Below are 21,340 nucleotides of genomic sequence, written 5' to 3'. Positions count from 1 at the left end.
TCAGCCGATGGTGCGGTCGGTTGGCCAGTACGGCGCCCGCAGCAGTCTTTTGTTGACCTTGCCCATGCTGTTTCGTCCGATGTCATCGACGATGTCGTACGAGCGGGGGCGTTTGTATCCGGCTAGTCGTTCTCGGCAGTAACGGTCGAGTTCTTCGGTGGCCGGAGGGTCATCCAGATTGGACGGGACAATCAGCGCCTTGAGCTCCTCTCCCATCTCAGGATTCGGCACGCCGATCACCGCCACGTCTCCTACTGCGGGATGCTCCAGTAGCACGAGCTCCGTTTCGGCTGGATAGATGTTCACGCCGCCACTGACGACCATGTCCGACACGCGATCGGTGATGTACAGGTAGCCGTCCTCGTCGTGGTAACCCATCTCCCCCAGCGTGAAGACACCCGGTGCGAGATGGGCCGCACGCGTCTTGTCGGGGTCGTTCGCATAGACGATTCCACGACCCGTGGTATCGCGGAAATACAGCTGCCCCACCTCTTTTGGGCCCAGCTCGCGGCCGTCGTCGTCGACGACGAGCAGCTCGAACGGCGGCAGCGTTTTGCCGACCGAACCAGGGTGCTCAAGCCATTCCTGCGATGTGATGGCATTGGTGGTGCCCGATTCCGTCGCGCCGTACGCCTCGACCAAGACGGGTCCCAACCACTCGATCATCCGGCGCTTGACGTCGACCGGGCATGCCGCGCCGGTGTGGGCCACCTGCTGCAGTGTCGACGTGTCGTATTTGTTGCGGATCTCGGTCGGCAGCTTCAACAGGCGCTGAAAGTGCGTCGGCACCATCATCGTCGTCGCCACACCGAAGGTGTCGATCGCCCACAGTGTGCGTTCGGCGTCGAATCGGCCCAACACCACCAGTGGCGTCCCGGTGCCCAGCACTCGCACGAATCCCAGTGTGCCGGTGTGATAGAGCGGGCTCACCACGAGCGCTGGGCCGTCAGCGGCAGGCGAGACGAGTCTGTCGAAATGCTCTGCCACGCTGGTTCCGCCGGGAAACGATTGCGGGGGCGTCTCAGTGGCTTTGGGCCGCCCTGTCGTCCCGGATGTATAGTGCAGGAATGGTTTTGGTGGCATGTCGCTCGGAGGTTCGGTCGACGCCGCATCACCCAGCCAGTCATCCCATCGGACAAGTGGCGGCTCGGCGTCGCACCGCCAACCGATGACCGCTGCAACCCCGACGTCGGTGGCTGCCTTGACTCCGGTCTCGGCGTTCTCAGGGCCGACGAATAGCGCCGCAGCGCCGGAGTCCCGAAGAATGTAGGCGACTTCGGCGGCTGTGAGGTGAAAGTTTACGGGCACAGTTGAAACGCCGACTGTGATGGCGGCGAGGTGCGCGATCACGGTTTCCGCGGAGTTCTCCGCATAGACAGCCACGCGCTTGTCCCGACCGAGATCCATGTCGAGCAACGCGTTAGCTGCACGGTTCAGCACGTCGTCGAGCTGAGCCCAGGTGAGCGTTTGGCGTTCGTCAGCCAACGCCATCGCGCCGGGGCAGTTCTGTGCCTTCTGCCGACTGGCAATCGACATCGCCGTCTCCCTTTTCCCGCTGCGGTTAGTCGCTCGAGTGATGCAGATGCAGCCGCAACACAACGCGGGTGTGATCGCGCACTGTGTTATTCGATCTCGCCGATGGTTTCGCCGACGGCGTACGTTTCCCCCTCGATGCCGATGTGGCGTAGTGTTCCGCTGACGGGCGCTTCTACGTCATTTTCGACCTTGTCAGTCGCGACGGTGTAGATGATGTCGCCGGCTTCTACGGTGGAGCCGTCCGCGGCAATCCAGGAGGCGAGTTCTCCCTCTGTCATGGCCATTCCGAGCTTCGGGATGTTGATCGGTGTTGCCATGGTTACTTCAGTACCCGCCTTACGCCATCGATGATCGAGTCCACCTGCGGCACGAAGGCCTGCTCGAGCTCCATCGCGTACGGCACAGGGGAATTGGGTGATGCCACCCGTACCGGAGGTGCCTGCAGCTCACCCATCAGGTTCTCCGTGATGAGCGCGCTGAGCTCAGCTCCGAAGCCGCCGCGTCGCACCGCCTGGTGCACGACCACCGCGCGCTTGGTCTTGGCCACCGACTCCAGGACCGCCCGCTCGTCGAGGGGCACCAAGGTGCGCAGGTCGACGACCTCGGCGTCAACACCTTCTGCCTTCAGATTCTCGGCCGCCTGCAGGCAGAGGTTGACTTCATTGCCGTAACTGATCAGCGACACGTCCGCGCCGGGTCGCTTGATGTCGGCCTTGCCCAGCGGGATCACATGCTCGCCGGAGGGAACCAGACCGGGCACAAAGTAGTTCACCGTTTGTTCGATGTGGACACACGGGTCGTCATCGAAGATGCAGGCGCTGAGCAGACCCTTGGCGTCGGCGGCGCAGCTGGGAATGGCGACCTTGAGACCGGGAACATGGATCAGCCACGATTCGAGCATGGTCGAGTGCTGAGCACCGAACTGAAGGCCGGCGCCGGCTGAGCACCGCACGGTCAGCGGAACCCCGGTCTGTCCACCCGACATGTAGCGCAGTTTGGCGGCGTGGTTGACGAGCTGGTCCATGCAGACGGTCAAGAAGTCCATCATCATGATCTCGGCGACGGGCCGCATGCCGGCCACCGCGGCGCCGATGGCGGCTCCGAGGATCGCCTGTTCGGATATCGGGGTCGCGCGAACGCGGTGTTCGCCGTGCTTCGAGGACAGGCCCTGCGTCGCCTTGTATACCCCGCCGCCGGTCGGGTCTGATATGTCCTCGCCGAGCAAGAATACTGTGGGGTCCTTCTCCATCGCTAAGTCCAAGGCCTGGTTGATGGCGAAAACCGTTGGCAGAGTGAGCATTTCTTTTTTGCCTGTGCTCATGCCGTCACCGCTTCCGTATAGACGTCGACCAGTAGCTCATTCATATCTGGGGGTGGGCTCGCCAATGCGAAGTCGACGGCGTCGTCGATGCGTTTCTCGACGGAGGCCTCGATCGCAGCCAACTCCTCCTCGGTGGCGGTGCCCTGCTCGACGAGGAGGGCCCGGAAGCGCGGAACGGGATCATTCGCCATGGCGGCGGCACGCTCTTCGGTAGGCATGTAGGCCATGTCGTCGGGACCGAAGATGTGGCCCCAGAACCGGTAAGTGAGCGCCTCGACCAGCGTTGGACCACCGCCCGTGCGAGCGCGTGTCACAGCACGCAGGGCCGCACCATACATTTGGGGGCCGTCGTTGCCGTCGACCGTCTCACCGGGCATTCCGTATGACGCGGCGCGATCGGAAATGCGCGCGACGCTCGTGCCGTCCTCGTAGCGCGTGTGCTCGGCGTAGCGGTTGTTCTGGCACACGAACACGACTGGCAGCTTCCAAACTGCCGCCAGGTTGAGCGCCTCGTGGAACGCTCCGATATTCGACGCGCCATCGCCGAAGTTCACAATGGTCACCTGATCGGTGCCCTTCAGGGTCGACGCCAGCGCCAAGCCGTTCGCAATTGGGATTCCGCTGCCCACGATCCCCGTGGTGACCATCAGGCCTGTCTTGGGGTCCGTGATGTGCATGGGGCCGCCCTTACCCTTGCACGTCCCGGTGCTGCGGCCGAGGAACTCAGCCCACAGCTCGCGCTGGGACACTCCCTTCGCCAGATGATCGTGCAGACCACGATAAGTGGTCACGACATAGTCGTCGAGCCGGAGAACCGCGCCGAAAGCGGCCGAAATCACCTCCTGGCCTCGGGGTGAGTAATAGGTGCACCTGATCTGGCCGCTCGACAGCAGGACGCGGAACCGGTCGTCGGTCTGCTTGATCTCGGTCATGATTTCGAACATCCGGCGTAACACCTCTGGCGGCGGATCCTGGTTCACGCTGTTGGCCATCACACCCTCCTTGTCTGTCGCGGGCACCCGCGGCGGGGTCTACCGCGATTCAATCAGTTTCTAACTAAACAATCAATATATGAGTGATACTGTCTGACAACCGTTGGGAACGGCGGCCTTTGGCAGTCGACGCTCCTGTAGGAGAATCTGATGCGCTCACGGTGGTTTGTCGCCGCACTACTCGCACCGACACTGGTGACGGTCTCTGCCCCGTCCGCCCAGGCGATTACGGATGAAATGCCGATCAACGGGACGTTTATCGCGCGCTCGATGGGCGAGTGGGCGATGACGCGTGACTCATATCGTGATGAAGCGACGGTCACGAGTACGTGGACCGTCACTTCGACGTGTAGCGGTCCCACTTCCTGCGAAGGCACGGTGACCAGTGACGCGGGTTGGACCGAGCGACTGATCTATTTTGGCGGCGCCTGGGAGGTTCGTCGAGACATTCCGAATTGGGAGCCGTGCGCCGATGGCACGTCGGCACCGGGACGCCAGACGATTCGGTTTTGGGGGGTGGCCGAAGACGGTTCGGTGCTGATGCGCCAATCTGAGGCAATCCAGTTCGCGGGCGAAGATCGAACGGTCGGCCCGAGCGGGGCATGTGGCGTCAATAGATGGCTAGTGATCAGGATGCCGTTCACCATGCGCAAGGTCGCTTAGAGCATGGCGCAAGAGAGATTTCACGAAGTCGTGGGCTGGAACGTCTCGCGGAGCATCGCGCACTGACTATCGAAGAACCCACGAGAGATACTGGCGCGTGGGACGCAGTCGTCGAAGGCGTGGAAGGCTCCCGGCACCACCTCAAGCCGGCAGGGCACACCGGCGTCGCTGAGCCGCTTGGCATATGCAGCGTTCTCGTCGTAGAAAAGATCGAGTGTGCCTACGCCGATCCATGCCGGCGCCAGTCCGGCGAGGTCGTGCCGTCGGGCCGGAACAGCGTCCTCGGGGTTGGCGTCGCCGAGATACGACGCCCACCCGAATCGATTGTTCCGCTCGTTCCACAGCCGGTAACGCCGCTTGTTTTCTCGATGTGCGACAGTTCGGTCGTCGAGCATTGGATACTTCAAGATCTGCGCGGCAAGCGGTATCTCACCACGGTCGCGTGCCAGGATTGCGAGGGCGGCCGCCAATCCGCCGCCCCCACTGTTGCCGCCGACCGCCACCCGCTCGGCATCAACATTGGGTTGTTTCGAAAGCCATCTCAGAGCGGTGTAACTGTCCTCGAGCCCGGCAGGATATGAGTGTTCGGGTCCGAGCCGGTAGTCGACTGCGGCCACGCTGATGCCCAACCGCTGACTGAGTGCTCGACACGTCTTGTCCTCCTGTCGGGCAGATCCCATCACATATCCGCCACCGTGGAGCCACAGTAAGGCCGGTGCTGGCCGACTGAGGGTGGCCGGTGTGTGCATCCTGACGCTCACATGCCGATCGACGGTATGAACCTCGATGTCCTTGATTCCGCGTGGTTCAGCAAGCCCAGCAAGAATCCTCATCAGCCGCAATGTTCTCGGTGTGACCCAGCTTCTCGGCGCGAACCGCGCGACTCTACGCAACTCCGGGTGAAATGCGGTCTCGCCCATAGTTGCTTTCCTCCGTTTCGGATCGTCTGGTAGGTAGCTGACGAGCGGCTTTTGGGGGTTCTTCCTGGAGGTATAAGCGGCCCGCCGCTGTCGAACCGTGCGGTGGCCCGTTCGACAGCGGCGGCTTACTGCGATTCAACCAGCACAAAACTAATTAGTCAATTAGATTGATCCTTGCGTCGCCGATCTACAACCGTGCAAGCGCGAACGAGTATGTGAAACTTCCAGCTGGCTCACCGCTGCAACCAACATCGAAAGCCACACTCACAGAACCAGTTAATGAAGCAGGATCCCAGGTGTAGGTGTTGTGGGTCGGGAGGGCATGACCGAAGCAGACCAGCCCGGTGTGCACGTCGACGTCCCACCTGTACTGGCCTTCGGCCAGGTCCGCGCTTCCGTAGTAGGGCGCAGCACCTCCGTTGGGTCGCGGGATGGCGCTGATGTAGACACATCCCACGCCGCATGCCGTGACCTGCCACACCCAGGAATGTGTTGGGTCCCAGTCCGTACGAAGCTCATAGTTTCCGGGAAACATCTCAGCCTTGGCGACCGGTGCGAGCGCCAACGCCGCTGCCAGCAGCACAACCTTCAGCGTCATGATCTTCACCATGGTCTCCTATGTCGGGAGCATGTCTTTCCACGTCTTCGAGTGGCCGGGCACCACGAGATCGCCACGCCGATAAGCGTTCCCGTCGGGTGTGACATACAAGCCCGTCTGCGGGTTGTACGACGCGATCGCCACCGATGGCCCGGGTCGGGATTCGTTGTCGGCGAATGCACTCGGGGCCGTGGCCGGTCCCCCATCGTCCGGTGGCGGAATGGCGGCGCCGTTGACGGAGTTACCCGAGGGTGGCGCATCCACTGGGCCCGGTGCCGGCGGCGCTTCGGCAGGTGCCGCTGACGTTTCGGAAGGCGCCGCCGGCGGCATTGGGGTTCCCTCGACCGGTCCGAAGATGCGGTCGTTGAAATCCACGCGGTCGTCGGGAGGAACGCCCTGCGTGACCAACTTCGGATCGAATGGCATCGGTCCGAGCACATGCTGACGCATGGCCAGTGGTTCGAATGGTTTGTCGCTGTCGCATATTTCGACCGTCGGCGCACGCTTACCGGGGTTTGCGATGCACGGGTAATTGCGAGCGCCGCGCACGGCCAGCGGGGAATCCTGCGGCAGCTTGCAGTACAAGCCGTCGGGCGTGTCAACCGTGGTGGTGTCGGCTGGTGATCGCCACTGCGACGGGGGCAGAAATCCGACGGTGCATGCGGGGGGATCCGAGATCGACAGGGCGAAGTCGCCCAGGGTGATTCCGGTTGCGTTGCCCTCTGGCCCGAAGGACAGATATGACGAAACGGTCGGTGGCATGAGAACCAGCAGCTGCTCGACCGAGGCGTGGTAGGTGACGAGAACTTGGCCGAGGCTGCTCAGGTTGGCGAGCAGCACCGGCAGTGTGGGTTTGACTTGTTCGAGAAGCGCAGAGGCCTCATTCGCGGCGCCGTCGGCGGTGTGGAGAATGGTGCGTACCTGTTGGTCACGGTCGGCCACCGTCTGGGTGATGTTCGCGAGGCTGTGGGCCCATATCCTGATCGAGTCGGCAGACGCGGCCTGTGAATCCAACAGCGGCCCGGAATCGTCGACAAGGCCACGGGTTTGGTCGGCGACAGAGTTGATCGCGCCGGACAGCTTGGCCGACGAGTCGAACAGCGATCCCAGGTCGTAGCCCGCACCGTTCAGGCCTTTGTGCGACTCATCAAGTAGGTCAGCCAGCCGGTCCTTGGGGATGCTGTTGATCATGGCGCTCACCTGATCGAGCATTGGACCGACGTCTTGTGGAATGGTGGTGTCCCGCATGGGAATGACCGATCCATCCACGAGGTACGGTCCAGAGTTGATGCGCGGTTGCAGATCGACGAATTGCTCACCGACCGCCGAAACGCTGCGGACCTTTGCCTGCAGGTCCGCTGGAACCTTCGGTGACGTGTTGAGCGAAAGCGTGGCTCGTGCGCCGCCGGGTGTTAAGTCGATGGAGGTGACCTTCCCTATCTGTGCGCCACGGTAGGTCACATTGGAGAACCGGTAGAGCCCTCCGGTGGTCGGCAGCTCGAGGGTGACGGTGATCCTGCCGATGCCGAGCAACGTGGGTGCCTGCAGATAGGCGAATGCCGTGACCAGCACCCCGACGACGGAGGCAATAGTAAAGATGCTCAACTGGATTCGCACAAGCCGCGTCAACATCAGCGTCCACTCTCAGAGCGCGCCGGCGCCGTGGGTGTTTGGTCCCCGTACGGTCCAGCGAAGGGATACGCACCTGGGGACGTCGGCGGCGCCACCGCGTCCGCTTCCGGCGACGGCACCGCGGGCAGGATCGGACCGGCGTAACGCGGCATAGGCACTGCTTCTGCGGGCTGGGTCGTCGCAGCCGCGCTCGGGGCAGACTCTGCCGGTGGCGCGCCCGCGCCCGGCGCGGTAAGTCCGGCGCTCAGCGGGTCGTAGCTATAGTTCAAATACCAGGGGTCGCCCGGCGCCGGCACCAGCGGCGCCCCCGGCTGACCCCAGCGCGTGCCCAGGAACAACGTCCGCTTCAGCCGCGGAACCGTGAGGTCGAAGACAGCAAAGAGATTCATGTAATCGCCCTTCACACCCCGGTCGATCAAGGCCTGCGGAAAAGGAAACGTCGGCAACGCCGCAATGGCCTTGTCCAGGTCCGGGCCGACATCGGCGAGTGCCTTGAGCGTCGGCTCCAGATTCTGCAGGTTGTGCACTAGATCCTGCTGGGTGTTGTTGACGAGCTGAGTTGCGGTGTCGCTGAATGTTCCCAACTTCTGCAACGCCGTCGTGATCTTCGGCCGCTCCCGCACCAGAACATCAAGTGCCGACGGGATCCGTTGCAGCGCTCGGGTAATCGTGTCGCGCTGCGCGGCGAATGTGGAGGCGAGCCTGTTCAACTCCTGAATCGACGCGATGATGTCGTCGTGCTGTTCGTCGAGTATGCCGACGAAATCATTCAGCCGGATCAGCAGATCACGGAGCTGGTCCTCATGCCCCGATAGCGCGGCGCTGAAGTTGTGGATGACTTCGCCGATCTGCCCGAGCCCGCCGCCGTTGACCACCGCCGACAGGGAGGCCAATGTCTGCTCGGTAGAGGGGTAGCTCGACGACCTGACAAGCGGAATCGTGGCGCCCGATGCGAGCTGCCCCTGCGGGAGCTGACCCAACGGCGGATTCAGCTCCAAATGCATTGACCCAAGCAGGCTGGTCTGCCCGACCGTGGCGACAGCGTTGGCCGGCACGACTGCGTCAGGTCTCACGGAGACCTCGACGTCGGCGTGCCAACCGTTCACCTCCATCGCGCCGACGCTGCCGATGACCACGTCGTCGATCATCACGGGCGAATTCGGTTCCAGTGTGCCTACATTGGCGATCTCGACGTGATAAACCTTCGCGTTCGGCCCGCGCCCCACCGCTCCCGGCAGCGGTAATGAATTCACGCCGTGAAACGCACACCCAGCCGCACTGAACGTCGCCGCAACGCCAATGATCAACCACTGGCGCGTCCTGCTGACCCGCGTCATGGTGTCGGCCTTTCCGCAGGCAGGAGCATCTCTGGCAGGCTCGGCGGCGCTGGTCGTGGCGGATCCGGCGGCAGGTGCGCCGCATCGGCCGGGCTGAGCTGGTCGGGTGTAAAGCCGGTGGCATCTGTGGGCGGCGGGAGCGGTGTCGCTACCCCGGGGATGCGTGCCGGTGGGGGTGGCGGCGGCGGTCCCGCCGGATCGGCTCCGGGCAGGCCCGTGTACGCCGACACCGCTGGCGGCTGCTCGGGCGACCCCGGCTTCGGCCCGTCGCCGCCGGGCGCCAGACGATCTTCGCTGTAGATGATCTTGTCCGGCGCCGGCGATGGGGCCAGGAACGGAGCCTGCGCAAACGGCAGATGGTTGAAGTTGAGCAATCGCAATGCAGGACCGAGATACTGCGCACACAGCTTCGCCGTTTCCGGCGCCGTCGTGTTCTCAATCGCCCCGATCGTTGAGCAGAGGAATTGCACTGGGTTTTGGAAGTGAGCGAAGGCGAGCGCGCCTGCGGGAGCCCCGCTGTTCGGGTTGTAATAGTTGTAAGCGTTTGACGCTGCGTTCGGTGCCACGTGAAGCACTTGTTCGAGGCTCTTCTGGTGATCCACGAGGTTTTGGGTGGCGTTGCCGAGCCGCTGGATCTGTTCGGCGGTGTGGTTGCGGCTCTGCGCGATGAACCGCTGGATGTCGCCTACCGCCACCGACAGGTCCTTTAATGCCGCGTCGAGACTCGACCTGCTGTCGTCTATGACGCTGGCCAGCGTGGCCAGCCGATCCTGGAACTGCACGATCGAGGTGTTGCTGTCTCGTAGCGCGGTAACGAACGTCTGCAGGTTGGTGATGATGTCGGCAATGCTGCCGCTGCCGTCGGCCAGGATCCTTCCGACACCCGACAGTTGAGCCAGCGTTTGGCGCAGCTTCTCGCCGTTGCCATCCAATGCGTTGGCAGCACTATCGATAAACCGGCCCACTGACGTGGTGGATGCCTGACCAGTCGGTCCCAGGTCGGTGGCCAACCGCATCAGCTGGGCCTTCACCTCGTCCCACTCGACCGGTACGGCGGTCCGTTCCACGGGGATAACGGCGCCATCGGCCAGCAGGGGACCACTCGTGTGATACGCCGGTGCGAGTTGGACGTAGCGCGCCGCGACGACATTTTGGGCCACAATGACGGCTTTCGCGTCAGCAGGAATCGGAACGTCGCGGTCGACGGCTAGTGTCAACTCCGTTTTATCCCCTTGGGGTTGAATGGATTCGACAGTGCCGACTTTCACACCAGACACCCGTACCTCGTCGCCGGCATAGATTCCCGTCGCGGACGTGAAGTAGGCGTTGATGGTCTTTGGTGTGAAGTACGCCTGCCGAGTTATCACGGTCACTCCGCCGACGACAAACGCCGATAGGGCAACGGCGAGCACGGCGGCTGTCGTTCTGCGCGAGATCATGGCTGGCCCCCGGAATGATCGGACGCTGGGCGGTCATCTTGTTGCGGAATCCCGTTGTAAGGGAAGGGGATCTCCGCGCGCGGCCCGGCGTTATCCGGCGGTTGCCCGGCGTCTGTTCCACGGCGGAAACCGAAGGCATAATCCAGGAAAGGCTGCAGCACGGCCGCACTCATATTCGGGATATAGGTCTGGTAGAAGAACCCGCTGGACACGGCTTCAGCCTGGGTCGTCTGGTATTTCGCTAAGCCAGGCAGGGCTTTTGCGATGTTGTCACGGTTGTGCTCCAGCATCGCCGTCACAGAGTTGAGTTTCTGCAGCGCTGGTTCCAGGTCGGCCTCGTTATCGTGCACCAAGCCGGAAAGCTGTTGTGAGAGAGTCGAAACTTGGGTTAGCACGTCGACGATTGCCTGCCTGCGAGCCTCCAGCACCGACAGTAGATCATTGGCGTTGAGTATCAGCGTGTTGACTTGCTGGCTGCGCTCGGCCAAGATGCCGGTGACGTCGCTAGCGGTCCGGAGCAGATCGGTGAGCCCCTGATCGCGCTCGTTGAGCGATCGCGAGATTCGCGTCAAACCGTCGAACGTCGGGCCCAGTTGCGGTGAAACGGAATCGATAGTCGTAGACAGCGTGTCCAGCGCCTGGTTGACGGCTTGAGTGTCGGTGCGGGTGGTGTTTGTGGTGAGATCGCTGACCGCTTCGGTCAGCGAGTACGGCGACGAGGTACGGGAGACGGGAATTATGTCGCCACGGCGCAGCCTGTCAGCGCCAGCCGATTGAAGAGTCAGTACCCGTTGGCCCAGCAGGGTACCGGTCCGGATGTGGGCGGTGGTTTCCGAGCCGAGCACGATGCTGCTGGGAAGGGTGAAGGTCACCAACGCATCGCCGTGTCGTAAGGACACGTCCGACACTGTTCCCACCTTGATGCCTGACACCATCACGTCATTGCCTTTGGCCAGTCCGCCGGCCTCTTTGAACAATGCTTGGTACCGCTGAGCCGTCGCCAACGAAATGAGGCGCTCGGGCTGCAGGCCGACGGTGATCACCAAAACGATCAGGATCAGTCCAAGAAGGCCGGCCCGAATGAGTTTATTGCCACGGTATTTCAGCATTACTGGTCCGAACACCTCCCGCCTTCTTGCTTGATCCACGGAAATACCGCGGTCCGCCCCTGCAGGTCACTAACGCGGATGCTCATGCCGCATAGGTAATAGTTCAAGAAGCTGCCGTACGAGCCCAGCCGGGTCATCTTCCGATAGTTTTCTGGCGCCTTGACAAGTGCTTCGTTGATCAAATCCTTGTCCTTATCCAGGATGGGCGCCAGCCGGCCGAGTTGGTCCACCGTGCCCGCAAGCGGGGGCCTGGCGGCGGCCAACAGATCTGCCAACGATGCCGTGCCGGTGTCCAGCGATTGGATCGCCGTCCCTATCTCGTCGCGGTCGTCAGCCAGACCGGTGAGCAACTGTTCTAGCTTGTCGATTGAGGAGGAGAACTTGTCGCCGTCCTTGGCTAGTGTGGCCACCACCGATCTCAGGTTGTCGATGAGGGCCTTTACCGTTTGGCTGTTGTCGGCCAGCGTGTTTGCGAACGAGGATGTTCTGGCGAAGAGTGATCCCAACGTCGGTCCCTGGCCCTGAAAGACCTGGATCAGGGCGCTCGTGAGCGCGTTGACGTCTTGCGGATTCAAGCCCTGGATTACCGGTTTGAGCCCGCCCAACAAGAGGTCCAGGTCCAGCGCGGGCACCGTGCGGTCTGCAGGGATCTGCGACCCGGTGGGCAACACCTTGGTTGATCCTGGACCATCGACGAGTTCGAGGTACCGGTCGCCTACCAGGTTGAGGTAGCGCACGGCGGCCTTGGTGCCGGTGGTGAGCACGATCTTGTCGTCTGCGTCGAATCGGACGAGGACCGTTTTGTCAGGCCGCAGCTCAACGCGCTGCACGGTCCCCACCCGGATGCCGGCTACTCGCACTGAGTCGCCACCCTTGAGGCCCGACACATCGGTGAAGATCGCCGAGTATCCGGCGGTGTCGGCCACCCTGTACTGGCCGAAGACCATGAATAGCAATGACGTAAGGAACACCATCACCGTTCCGAAGACGGCGACCTTGAGAAAGGTTGCCCGGCCCGCCCGCCTCATCCGGGTTGCCCAATCTGCGCAACGTTGCGCGGGGGGCCATCAATGGGGCCGTAAAGCAGTTGTTTGAGTCCGTCAGCGTTCAAAAGGATTCCCTGATTGCCATACTGCGCGGGGTTCGCACCGGTGTCGGTGACGAGGTACGGCGGCTGCCAGTTGGGCGGCACCTCCGGCAGTTTCATCTCCGCGCAACGCGGCCCACCGGTCGCCGCGACCTTCGGCAAATGACCCGGATAGCGGTAGCGTTCAGGAGCGAGGACCAAGCCCGTCGACACGTAAGCGCCCGGCACAGCCAGTGGCATTCCGGCGAACTTGATCATTCCGAGAGCCGAGCAGTTCAGCCCTGGGGCATACTCGCTGAGCAGATCGGTGGTCGGAACCAAGAGGCCCAACACATCGGTTACCGGCTGACGGTTGCTCCCGATCACATCATTGCCATTGTCGGCCAACCCGATTGCGCTGAGCAACACCGCGTCGAGGTTGTTCTGCTCGTCAACCAGCGTCTGGCCGATCCTAGTCGTGGCATCAAACATGGAGACCAGGTCAGGTGCCGCATCTGCATAGGCTTGCAGTACTTCTGGCATTACGGAGATGTCATGGCGCAGGCTCGGCAGGCTTGGGTCCAGCGTCGCAAGAACGTGGTCGAAGTCGGCCACTGTTTGACCGATCTGTTGTCCGCGCCCGCTCAGCGCTCTCGCCAGTGTGCCGAGTGTTTCGTTCAGTTTTGTGGGCTCGATCTTCGACAACACCGACTCGAGCTGCTCGAACAACGTGTTGGTCTCGACGGTGACGCTGTTAGCATCGACGACCTGCCCGGAGTGCATGCGTTGCGGGGCTGGGTGCTCAGGCGCCACCAGTTGAACGAACTTGGCACCGAAGACCGTCGGCGCCGTGATATCGACGAGCACGTTGGCCGGAATGTACTGGAGCTGCGTGGGTTCCAGCGCGAGATGAAGGGCGGCTCTGCCGTTGGGCAGTTGCTCTATCCTGTCGACCTTTCCGACCTGAACGCCGCGCATCTTCACCTTGGCGTCCGGATCCATCACCAACCCGACGCGTTGCGATATCACCGTGACCGGCACGCTGGAAGTAAAGCTGCCCGAAAACAAGCCGGCGGAGATGACAATCAAGCCCGCAATGAGGGCAACGGTGGCCAAGCCGGCTAGCAGGCGACCAACATACTGCGGCATCCTGTGCTCCCTACCCCGCCAAATTGAAATTTCCGTTGGCGCCGTACACCGAAAGCGAGACGGCTAGGGTCACCGAAACCACGACCACCAAGGAAGTGCGTACCGCGTTACCCACTGCGACCCCGACCCCGGAGGGCCCGCCCGCCGCGAAGTACCCAAAATATGTGTGGATCAGGAGGATTGTGATCGCCGTCAGAATCGCCTGCAGGAACGACCACAGCAGGTCTATGGGGTTCAGAAACGTCGAGAAATAGTGATCGTAGAGGCCCGGCGACTGTCCGAAGATCACCACGGTCACCGATCGACTCGCAACGAAAGAGAGGATGACGGCGATCGCGTACAGGGGTGTGATCGCGATCATCCCCGCAATGAGGCGCGTGCTGACGAGATATGAAATCGGCCGGATCGCCATCGATTCCAACGCATCGATCTCTTCGTTGATGCGCATGGCACCAAGCTGTGCAGTCACGCCGGCGCCAAATGTCGCCGCGAGCCCGATACCGGCGACAATGGGTGCCGAGATGCGGACATTGATGAAAGCCGCGATGAACCCGGTCAGCGCCTCGATGCCGATGTTGCCCAGCGAGCTGTAGCCCTGGACGGCAAGTGTGCCGCCCGCCGCCAGCGTCAGGAATCCGACGATGACTATCGTGCCGCCGATCATCGCCAATGTGCCAGCGCCCATGCTGATTTCGGCGATCAAGCGGATGGTTTCCCGCCGATAATGCCTGGCAGCGTGTGGTACGCCCGCCAGCGCCCGGCCGTAGAACACGGTGTGGTCACCGACCCGGACCAAAGTGTCGACGGGCTTGTTGAGCCGACGGACGCTCCGGTACACCCGCGGGTACGCCGCTTTCAAGGTTGCGCCGGTCACGTCATCTGACCGTCATCCGAATGCCGATAGCTGTGACCACGACATTGACCACGAACAACGCCATAAACGCGTACACGACCGTCTCATTGACCGCGTTGCCGACAGCTTTGGCGCCACCACCGGTGATGGTCAGTCCGCGATAACACGCGACCAGTCCGGCGATCACACCAAACAACGCCGCCTTGACGCAAGAGATGATCACCTCACCGATTCCCGTCAGCAGCGTGATGCCGGCGGCGAAGGCGCCGGGGTTGACGTCTTGGATGAAGACGGAGAAGGCGTAGCCGCCGAGGATGCCGATGATAACCACCAGGCTGTTCAGCAGCAGTGCCACCAGGCCAGAGGCCAACATTCGGGGCGTCACCAGCCTCTGTACCGGGTTGATGCCCAGGACTTCCATCGCGTCGATCTCCTCGCGAATGGTGCGCGAACCGAGGTCGGCGCACATCGCAGTCGCTCCAGCGCCGGCAACGATCAACACCGTCACCAATGGGCCGACCTGGGTGACGGCGCCGAACGCGGCGCCGGCGCCGCTCAAATCGGCGGCGCCGAGCTCGCGGAGGAGGATATTCAGTGTGAAGCTCACCAGCACGGTGAACGGGATCGCGACCAGCAGTGTGGGCACCATCGAAACGCGCGCCACGAACCAGGACTGCTCAAGCAACTCTCGTCCTTGAAATGGCTTGCGCATAAGGAACTTCACCGCATCGGCCGACATAGCGAACAGCCCGCCGATAGCCAGGAACGGCCTCCCGGCATCGCGAACCAGCGGCAAGCCAGCCCACCATCGATCAGCCGCCCTGTTGCGCATCACGACCGAGCCGGGTTCCGGCCGTCAGCCGCCGCGGCAGCGTCGGCCTTACGGCCAATTCCACCTTGTCTGATCATCTTTCGGCCCCGGCGAGTTGCGAGTGCCCCCGTACCGAGTACCAGCCCGTATTCCGCCTGACCACATCGTCCTCCTCCCGCCCGGCGGTCGCGCCGACCTGTCGCATTGAATCAGCTTCTAACTAATCGGTCAATATGTTAACTTCGGCCCGGCTCACAGGTTCGTCCGAACTCTTGACCGCTAGTTGATCGGGTTAGCAGTGGTACTTGCCTGGTGGCGATCTGTGCGCTGTGACAAACCGATGCGCCAAGGCTTGCTCGTCATCCCGCAACTGTCTACGACGAGTTTTCAAAGAGCATGGAGCCGCCAGCGCAGCCAGATACGTTGGGGGCGAGCAATTTCAGGTGTGCAACCGATCATCGCGCAGCCAGCGACGGAGGTCGGCCAGGCAGGTCCTTGGAACTAGGAAGAACAGTTTCATGGCAGATGCGGTCATCGTGTCGGCGGTGCGGATCGCCGATCGGCAAACGCAACGGCGTACTCGCCGGCGAGCAGGCGGCACCACAGCGGCAGTGGAATTGCGGCCGGCAGCGCAGCGCTGGTCGACCGTCGCGGTCCGATTGGCCACGGCGTCGCGATCGCGTTGGCCGCGGGGGTGACGGTGCGCTGAGGTACCCGGGAGGGTTTGACTTTTCGCGCGCAATAGCAGCGCCTGTAAGAGCCACTAGCGTTCGGCACAATGAATTGTTAGCCTAAGGCATCCTAGATTCTGGTCTAGGAAGTCATAGACATAGTGTGCACCCGCATGGAATCCCTGAAGTGCGCGGTGTCGTGACGAGGAGGCCCAGTGGCAAACGGCGATTACGTCGCCTACGAGACGCTCGATGACGGCCGCATCGCGCGGATCATGCTCAATCGGCCCGAAGCCCGCAATGCCCAGAACCGCGGACTTCTTGTTGAGCTTCACGACGCGTTTCTTCGCGCCGAGGCAGATGACCGTGTCAGGGTCGTCATTCTCGGCGGAGTTGGACCGATGTTCTCGTCTGGCCATGATATTGGCTCTGAAGTGGCAGTCCGGGAACATCACCCTGGTCCGCACCAGCATCCGACCATGCGGATCAATGGGGCAACCCGGTCGGGGGCGGAGCAACGAATGCTCCAGGAGTGGCACTACTTCTTCGACAACACCCGTCGGTGGCGAAACCTTCGCAAGATCACGATCGCGCAAGTGCACGGCACGGTGTACGCGGCGGGTCTCATGCTCATGTGGGCCTGCGACCTCATCGTGGCGGCCGATGACACCGAATTCGCAGACATCGTCGGGAGCCGGCTCGGGATGTGCGGTGTCGAGTACTTCGCGCACCCCTGGGAGTTGGGGCCTCGCCGCGCCAAGGAACTCCTCCTCACCGGTGACGCGTTGAGCGTCGATGAGGCACATGCCCTTGGCATGGTGAGCAAGGTGTTCCCCGCCGACGAACTCGCCGACCGGACCCTCGAGTTCGCACGCCGCATCGCGCGCGTACCGACAATCACATCTCTACTGATCAAGGAATCGGTCAATCAGTCGGTGGACAACATGGGCTTCTACAACGCTCTCAATGCCTGCTTCGCGCTACACCAACTCAACCATTCCCACTGGGCCGAGATCCATGAATCGAAGTTGCCGATCGCCGAAGAGGGCGATGGGGTCCCGAACTTGCGGAAGCCGCCGCCGGTTACCAGTCGGGTAAAGACGGAAGTGGGGGGCGGCTGATGGGCGATGCGACCAAGTTCGAAGGTTGGTGCTTTACGTGACCGACGGTCTCGTTGATGTCGTCGTCGGTGCGGGCTCCGGCATGGGCGCGGCGGTGGCTGGGCGAATCAAGGGGGCGCGGCGACTAATCGCTGCCGATCTCTCCCAGGTGGCCGCTGAGCGGACAGCAGCGTCTCTGGGGTCTGGCGCGGAAAGCCTTACCTGCGACGTGACCGACGTCGCGGCTTGCGAAGCACTCGCGTCGAAGGTCGAGCGGCTCGGCGCGCTTGTTGTGACGGCTGGTCTGTCACCGCATATGGCTGACGGCGAGCGCATACTGGACGTAAACCTCACTGGCAGCGCCCGCCTGCTCGCGGCCTTCGACAGCGCTGTGGTCGAGGGGACCGCAGCTGTTCTGTTCGGGTCGGTTGGCGGCCACCTTCTTTCGGTATCAGGCGCGGTTCTTGCGGCCCTCGACGATCCGCTCGCGCCCGACCTTTCTGGACGACTGCGCGCCGCGGGCGTCGAGTTGTCAGATACCGCCCGCGCCTACGCGTTGTCAAAGCTGGGGATCGTCCGGCTCGCTCGCCGCACCGCGGCGGCCTGGTGGCAGCGTGGCGCCCGACTCATGTCCCTGTCGCCGGGGATCATCGATACACCAATGGCGACCACCGAGCTGTCGCACCAGCCGATCATGCGCAGCCTGATAGACCGAGTGGGGCGTTTGGGCAATGTTGACGAAATCGCATCAGTGGTGGCCTTTTTAGTTTCAGACGACGCATCCTTTATGACTGGCTCCAACGTCCTCGTCGACGGAGGTTTCATGGCAATGACGCATGATTGGGCCCAGCCGAGCACAGTACCGGCCCAACGCACCTCATCATGATCTCGACGCTGCGGCATCGACGCTCGTCGGTACACGACCGACCAACCTCAGCGGTCGAGATTGACGAGACCGATGATGTGCCGAGTGCGCCCGACATGGCCGATGCCGAAACGCCCCCCGACGGGAGTGTGCGCCGGTGGCGTCGATACCTGCGCCGACCGACTGGGAAAGCGTTGGGTGCCGTGGCGGCTGCCATCCTCATGCTCGCCTCCCTCACGGCGAGTGGGCTAATGCTATGGAATCACAGTGATTCCGCGCATCTGCGACAGCAGAGCGCGGAGTTCGCCGTGGCGGCACGGCAGGGTGTCGTGACGCTGATGTCGCTTGACTTCAATAAGGCCAGAGACGATGTGCAGCGGATAATCGACAACTCGACAGGCGATTTCAGGAAGGACTTCGAGACCAACACGAACGACTTCATCCAGGTCGCCAAAGACTCAAAAGTGGTTACACATGCCACTGTCAAGGCAACTGCGGTCGAGTCAATGACCGACTCCTCCGCAGTCGTCCTTGTCGCGGCGACTTCTGAGGTGACCAACGCCGCGGGCGCGAAGGATCAGCCGCGCGAATGGCGACTTGCCGTGACGATGACACGCGACGCAGGCCAGCTCAAGATTTCGAAAGTGGAGTTTGTGCCATGACCGTCGACGCTGATGTCAAAGCCGTTGCGCCCCAGAGTGAGTCCCGCGATACAACATCAACCGCTGAAAGAGAGCCGGGCCGGATCTCGAGGAAGATGCGCCGCGTCCGGATACGATGGCGCCTGATTCTTTTGGCGTTGTTAGTGATTGCCTCTGTTGGCGGGACGTCAGCCATCTACTATTTTCAGTACCGTCCGGATCAGCAGACCAACGATGTGGCCGCACGCGAGGCGATCAGGGCGGCCTCGGAAGGCACCGTAGTCCTCCTTTCGTACTCCCCCGACAGCCTGGACCGCGATTTAGCCAACGCCAAGACGCATCTGACCGGTGACTTCCTGGCGTACTACGACGATTTCACGACGAAGATCGTGACCCCTGCCGCCCAGCAGAAGGGCATCAAGACCACTGCGAATGTCGTTCGCGCCGCGGTTGCCGAACTCCAATCTGACTCCGCCGTCGTGCTTGTCTTCGTCAACCAGAGCACCGCCAGCAAGGACAAGCCCGAGCCGGTGCTTGCCGCCAGCAGTGTGCGGGTGACTCTGGTGAAAGTCCATGGCGCCTGGCTAATTTCGTCGTTCGACCCGATCTAAGGCGGTTATACAGTAGATGGCGTTACCCTGTCGCGGCCGCGCCCTGGGTGGGATCTTGACGTTGCTCGTGTCGATCGGCATCGAGGCACCCACGGCCGCGTCAAGCGCTGACGACGCGCTCCATCACGTCAAGTACGTCCTCTGGGCGGAATCACCGGTGCATGCCGAGATCTACTACCGCGACACCGATCCGCCGACCTTCGCCGCATACAGCCACAACCCTTACGAGTTCAGCCCGAAGGTCGAAGCCGATGTCGGCCCCGACAAGCACTGGGTGCTCGACGTGATGTTGGCCGATCCGAATCAATGGGCGATGGTTGTGGGGTTGGTCCCATTAGCGAACTCTGATCACAACTTTCACTGTGCGCTTGCTATCGACGGTACCGTCGTCTTCACCAATGCCGGCCCAAAGGGAGCTCTTTGCTCTCTGCGCCACTGGTGACGCCGGTCCTCCTCGACGTAATGGGCCGTCAGGCGTCGCCGCGAACCCACGTGGTTGCGCCGCCTTGCGCAATGCACGTCAGGAACATGCCGTCAGGCGCCTGAGCGACCTGGTTCTCAAAGCCGACACAGGTATCGCCCAGATTCTTGACCCCCGCCATCGACGGTGCGCGAAAGTATCTCGGCGCGTACCGCCTTGGCGATCCGCAGAATACGAGCCGCCCCCACGAGGTCGTGCCGAACACGTAATAGGTGGTGTTGTCGCATGGAGCCCCAAGCGCCACACCCCCGGTGATGCCAGCCGTGCAGGACGGACCATTACAGTCGGTAGGCTCTGCGCCCACGGGTGGCGCAATGATGACCCAAACCACCGCCAGCACTGCGGCTATCGCCGCGATGGATAGCGCGGCGATGAATGCGTACACGCGTCTAGTTGTTGTGCGGCGGGTGGCCGATGCGGCCGGATTGGCGCTGGATCTTGGTCGCGAGATCACAATCACCTCGTTCGCTGTACATGCATACCGCCAATATTGCCATGCGCTGTTAAAAACTAACTAGTTATTATGATAACATCATCATTCGGCGCCCGACGGCCGATGTGATGCCCAGGCGTTTAGGCATGCGGCACGCAGGCCTACTACCAGTTTGCGTGAACGAAAGGTGGCGACTGCGGTGACGACCATCGACAAGGAAGTCATGGAAATTCGGGGTCAATTGGATTGCAGGACCGCAGCGGTCGTACCAGTACACACCCCTGCGTACCCTATGCCTTCCACTTGCCACTTCAGCGACGTGGACATGCTGTCATTCACTTACCGCACCGACGCGCAGATGGCTGCTCGAGTCGTGCCATCGATGCTGACGCTCGAGGAACGCCCCAAATGCACCTTAGCATTCTTGTCCTACGGCGTGAGTCCAGCCGGCCCGTATCGGGAAGTGTTCCAGTCGATTTCGTGTCGCCTTGACGGCCGCCGCTATCGCTACATCGTTCATATTTACGTGACCAACGAGCCGGCGATGGTCGCCGGACGAGAATGGCTGGGATGGCCTAAACAGCTGGCAACCATTCGCCTCGACGACAACTGTGACGACGTACTGGGGATTATCACCGCTGAACTCGCTCGGCCTGCCAGCGTGCCGTTAGCGTTTGCACAGTTCCGACCGCAGCAACGGGTGGCGATGACGGAGGGCGCAGAAGTCTCCGCGTTGAATCTACGAATCATTCCCTCGGCCATCGCCGGGCAGCCAGCAGCAATCCGGGAATTCATTCCCTCCACGTTGACACCGGAAGGTGGCGAAGTCTGGTTGGGCGAAGGATCTTTGCGCCTCACCGGCGCCAGCGACTTCGCGCCACTGCATCTGCTGCCCGTCGAGGAGATGGGGGCCGCAATGCTAATCCGCAAGACCTCGATGACATTGCAGGCACCAACCGAGACTTTTCCGTTTTAGGACAACTGCCGTGCTCTAACCGGCGGCCGGTTAATCGAGAGCTCCCGACTCCAGGCCGAGTTCGTGTTCTGTTATGCGCAGGAGCATTTCGGTTACTGCAGGGTGGTTGAGAAGGCCAGTTCCTGCCCAAGCCGGT

The 21,340-nt window shown here is 62.2% G+C and carries 20 protein-coding genes and 1 pseudogene; 8 read left to right on the top strand and 13 right to left on the bottom strand.

Going from position 1 to position 21,340, the window contains the following annotated elements:
* From J3E61_RS34250 to J3E61_RS34240, 3 genes and pseudogenes are all read right to left on the bottom strand, one after another.
* A complete protein-coding gene (locus J3E61_RS34250) occupies positions 1-1,536 on the bottom strand; it encodes an AMP-binding protein (protein ID WP_210087089.1) in 1,536 nt (511 codons plus the stop codon).
* A gap of 86 nt (positions 1,537-1,622) precedes the next feature.
* Positions 1,623-1,853, bottom strand: a complete 231-nt coding sequence (locus J3E61_RS34245) for a dihydrolipoamide acyltransferase (RefSeq protein ID WP_210087088.1) — start codon at positions 1,851-1,853, stop codon at positions 1,623-1,625.
* Between the two features lie 2 nt (positions 1,854-1,855).
* A pseudogene (locus tag J3E61_RS34240) lies at positions 1,856-3,849 on the bottom strand (dehydrogenase).
* A gap of 150 nt (positions 3,850-3,999) precedes the next feature.
* Between J3E61_RS34240 and J3E61_RS34235 the strand changes: the two are divergent.
* Positions 4,000-4,512, top strand: coding sequence for a hypothetical protein (locus J3E61_RS34235; RefSeq protein ID WP_210087087.1), 513 nt, complete (start codon positions 4,000-4,002; stop codon positions 4,510-4,512).
* Between the two features lie 20 nt (positions 4,513-4,532).
* Here J3E61_RS34235 and J3E61_RS34230 read toward each other — a convergent pair whose 3' ends face one another.
* The 10 genes from J3E61_RS34230 to J3E61_RS34185 all read right to left on the bottom strand — a co-directional run bounded on the left by J3E61_RS34230 (position 4,533) and on the right by J3E61_RS34185 (position 15,447).
* Complete coding sequence (locus tag J3E61_RS34230; RefSeq protein WP_210087086.1) at positions 4,533-5,432, bottom strand: alpha/beta hydrolase; 900 nt, start codon at positions 5,430-5,432, stop codon at positions 4,533-4,535.
* Positions 5,433-5,619: 187 nt separating this feature from the next.
* Complete coding sequence (locus tag J3E61_RS34225; RefSeq protein WP_210087104.1) at positions 5,620-5,967, bottom strand: hypothetical protein; 348 nt, start codon at positions 5,965-5,967, stop codon at positions 5,620-5,622.
* 81 nt (positions 5,968-6,048) lie between these two features.
* Positions 6,049-7,662, bottom strand: a complete 1,614-nt coding sequence (locus tag J3E61_RS34220; protein WP_210087085.1) for an MCE family protein — start codon at positions 7,660-7,662, stop codon at positions 6,049-6,051.
* Positions 7,662-8,999 carry an MCE family protein gene (locus J3E61_RS34215; protein ID WP_210087084.1) on the bottom strand — a complete coding sequence of 446 codons (1,338 nt, stop codon included), beginning with the start codon at positions 8,997-8,999 and terminating at the stop codon, positions 7,662-7,664. Before J3E61_RS34215 ends, J3E61_RS34220 begins: the two co-directional genes overlap by 1 nt.
* Positions 8,996-10,438, bottom strand: a complete 1,443-nt coding sequence (locus J3E61_RS34210; protein WP_210087083.1) for an MCE family protein — start codon at positions 10,436-10,438, stop codon at positions 8,996-8,998. Before J3E61_RS34210 ends, J3E61_RS34215 begins: the two co-directional genes overlap by 4 nt.
* Positions 10,435-11,547 (bottom strand): MCE family protein, encoded by a 1,113-nt coding sequence (locus J3E61_RS34205; protein ID WP_210087082.1) that lies wholly within the window; start codon positions 11,545-11,547, stop codon positions 10,435-10,437. The genes J3E61_RS34210 and J3E61_RS34205 overlap by 4 nt, the downstream gene beginning before the upstream one ends.
* Positions 11,547-12,575 (bottom strand): MCE family protein, encoded by a 1,029-nt coding sequence (locus J3E61_RS34200; protein WP_210087081.1) that lies wholly within the window; start codon positions 12,573-12,575, stop codon positions 11,547-11,549. Before J3E61_RS34200 ends, J3E61_RS34205 begins: the two co-directional genes overlap by 1 nt.
* A complete protein-coding gene (locus tag J3E61_RS34195; RefSeq protein ID WP_210087080.1) occupies positions 12,572-13,762 on the bottom strand; it encodes an MCE family protein in 1,191 nt (396 codons plus the stop codon). The genes J3E61_RS34200 and J3E61_RS34195 overlap by 4 nt, the downstream gene beginning before the upstream one ends.
* A gap of 10 nt (positions 13,763-13,772) precedes the next feature.
* Complete coding sequence (locus J3E61_RS34190) at positions 13,773-14,636, bottom strand: ABC transporter permease (RefSeq protein WP_210087079.1); 864 nt, start codon at positions 14,634-14,636, stop codon at positions 13,773-13,775.
* Between the two features lies 1 nt (position 14,637).
* Positions 14,638-15,447, bottom strand: coding sequence for an ABC transporter permease (locus J3E61_RS34185; RefSeq protein ID WP_210087103.1), 810 nt, complete (start codon positions 15,445-15,447; stop codon positions 14,638-14,640).
* 865 nt (positions 15,448-16,312) lie between these two features.
* Between J3E61_RS34185 and J3E61_RS34180 the strand changes: the two genes are divergently transcribed.
* The 7 genes from J3E61_RS34180 to J3E61_RS34150 all read left to right on the top strand — a co-directional run bounded on the left by J3E61_RS34180 (position 16,313) and on the right by J3E61_RS34150 (position 21,204).
* A complete protein-coding gene (locus J3E61_RS34180) occupies positions 16,313-17,218 on the top strand; it encodes an enoyl-CoA hydratase (protein ID WP_210087078.1) in 906 nt (301 codons plus the stop codon).
* Positions 17,219-17,255: 37 nt separating this feature from the next.
* Positions 17,256-18,083: an SDR family oxidoreductase gene (locus J3E61_RS34175; protein ID WP_210087077.1), complete on the top strand. Its 828-nt coding sequence runs from the start codon at positions 17,256-17,258 to the stop codon at positions 18,081-18,083.
* Entirely contained in the window at positions 18,080-18,724 is a 645-nt protein-coding gene (locus J3E61_RS34170) for a hypothetical protein (protein WP_210087076.1), read from the top strand. The genes J3E61_RS34175 and J3E61_RS34170 overlap by 4 nt, the downstream gene beginning before the upstream one ends.
* Positions 18,652-19,314, top strand: coding sequence for a twin-arginine translocation pathway signal (locus J3E61_RS34165; RefSeq protein ID WP_210087075.1), 663 nt, complete (start codon positions 18,652-18,654; stop codon positions 19,312-19,314). The genes J3E61_RS34170 and J3E61_RS34165 overlap by 73 nt, the downstream gene beginning before the upstream one ends.
* 16 nt (positions 19,315-19,330) lie before the next feature.
* The gene (locus J3E61_RS34160; protein ID WP_210087074.1) at positions 19,331-19,756 is read left to right on the top strand and encodes a hypothetical protein; all 426 of its coding nucleotides are present in this window, start codon (positions 19,331-19,333) and stop codon (positions 19,754-19,756) included.
* A gap of 353 nt (positions 19,757-20,109) precedes the next feature.
* Positions 20,110-20,313, top strand: coding sequence for a hypothetical protein (locus J3E61_RS34155; RefSeq protein WP_210087073.1), 204 nt, complete (start codon positions 20,110-20,112; stop codon positions 20,311-20,313).
* Positions 20,314-20,427: 114 nt separating this feature from the next.
* The gene (locus J3E61_RS34150; protein ID WP_210087072.1) at positions 20,428-21,204 is read left to right on the top strand and encodes an acetoacetate decarboxylase family protein; all 777 of its coding nucleotides are present in this window, start codon (positions 20,428-20,430) and stop codon (positions 21,202-21,204) included.
* Positions 21,205-21,340: the final 136 nt, after the last annotated feature.

This window comes from Mycobacterium sp. OAE908, assembly GCF_017872775.1.
GTDB lineage: Bacteria > Actinomycetota > Actinomycetes > Mycobacteriales > Mycobacteriaceae > Mycobacterium.
The sequence above is the reverse complement of the archived record's forward strand: the minus strand, read 5'-3'. Positions and strand labels throughout refer to the sequence as shown.

Excerpts from the sequence above, each read along its gene's own strand:
- J3E61_RS34195 (WP_210087080.1), bottom strand. The coding sequence starts at position 13,762 with ATGCCGCAGTATGTTGGTCGCCTGCTAGCCGGCTTGGCCACCGTTGCC.
- J3E61_RS34210 (WP_210087083.1), bottom strand. The coding sequence starts at position 10,438 with ATGATCTCGCGCAGAACGACAGCCGCCGTGCTCGCCGTTGCCCTATCG.
- J3E61_RS34165 (WP_210087075.1), top strand. The coding sequence starts at position 18,652 with ATGGCGACTTGCCGTGACGATGACACGCGACGCAGGCCAGCTCAAGAT.
- J3E61_RS34155 (WP_210087073.1), top strand. The coding sequence starts at position 20,110 with ATGATGACCCAAACCACCGCCAGCACTGCGGCTATCGCCGCGATGGAT.
- J3E61_RS34230 (WP_210087086.1), bottom strand. The coding sequence starts at position 5,432 with ATGGGCGAGACCGCATTTCACCCGGAGTTGCGTAGAGTCGCGCGGTTC.
- J3E61_RS34235 (WP_210087087.1), top strand. The coding sequence starts at position 4,000 with ATGCGCTCACGGTGGTTTGTCGCCGCACTACTCGCACCGACACTGGTG.
- J3E61_RS34200 (WP_210087081.1), bottom strand. The coding sequence starts at position 12,575 with ATGAGGCGGGCGGGCCGGGCAACCTTTCTCAAGGTCGCCGTCTTCGGA.
- J3E61_RS34160 (WP_210087074.1), top strand. The coding sequence starts at position 19,331 with ATGGCGTTACCCTGTCGCGGCCGCGCCCTGGGTGGGATCTTGACGTTG.
- J3E61_RS34250 (WP_210087089.1), bottom strand. The coding sequence starts at position 1,536 with ATGTCGATTGCCAGTCGGCAGAAGGCACAGAACTGCCCCGGCGCGATG.
- J3E61_RS34185 (WP_210087103.1), bottom strand. The coding sequence starts at position 15,447 with ATGCGCAACAGGGCGGCTGATCGATGGTGGGCTGGCTTGCCGCTGGTT.
- J3E61_RS34220 (WP_210087085.1), bottom strand. The coding sequence starts at position 7,662 with ATGTTGACGCGGCTTGTGCGAATCCAGTTGAGCATCTTTACTATTGCC.
- J3E61_RS34225 (WP_210087104.1), bottom strand. The coding sequence starts at position 5,967 with ATGTTTCCCGGAAACTATGAGCTTCGTACGGACTGGGACCCAACACAT.
- J3E61_RS34170 (WP_210087076.1), top strand. The coding sequence starts at position 18,080 with ATGATCTCGACGCTGCGGCATCGACGCTCGTCGGTACACGACCGACCA.
- J3E61_RS34205 (WP_210087082.1), bottom strand. The coding sequence starts at position 11,547 with ATGCTGAAATACCGTGGCAATAAACTCATTCGGGCCGGCCTTCTTGGA.
- J3E61_RS34215 (WP_210087084.1), bottom strand. The coding sequence starts at position 8,999 with ATGACGCGGGTCAGCAGGACGCGCCAGTGGTTGATCATTGGCGTTGCG.
- J3E61_RS34245 (WP_210087088.1), bottom strand. The coding sequence starts at position 1,853 with ATGGCAACACCGATCAACATCCCGAAGCTCGGAATGGCCATGACAGAG.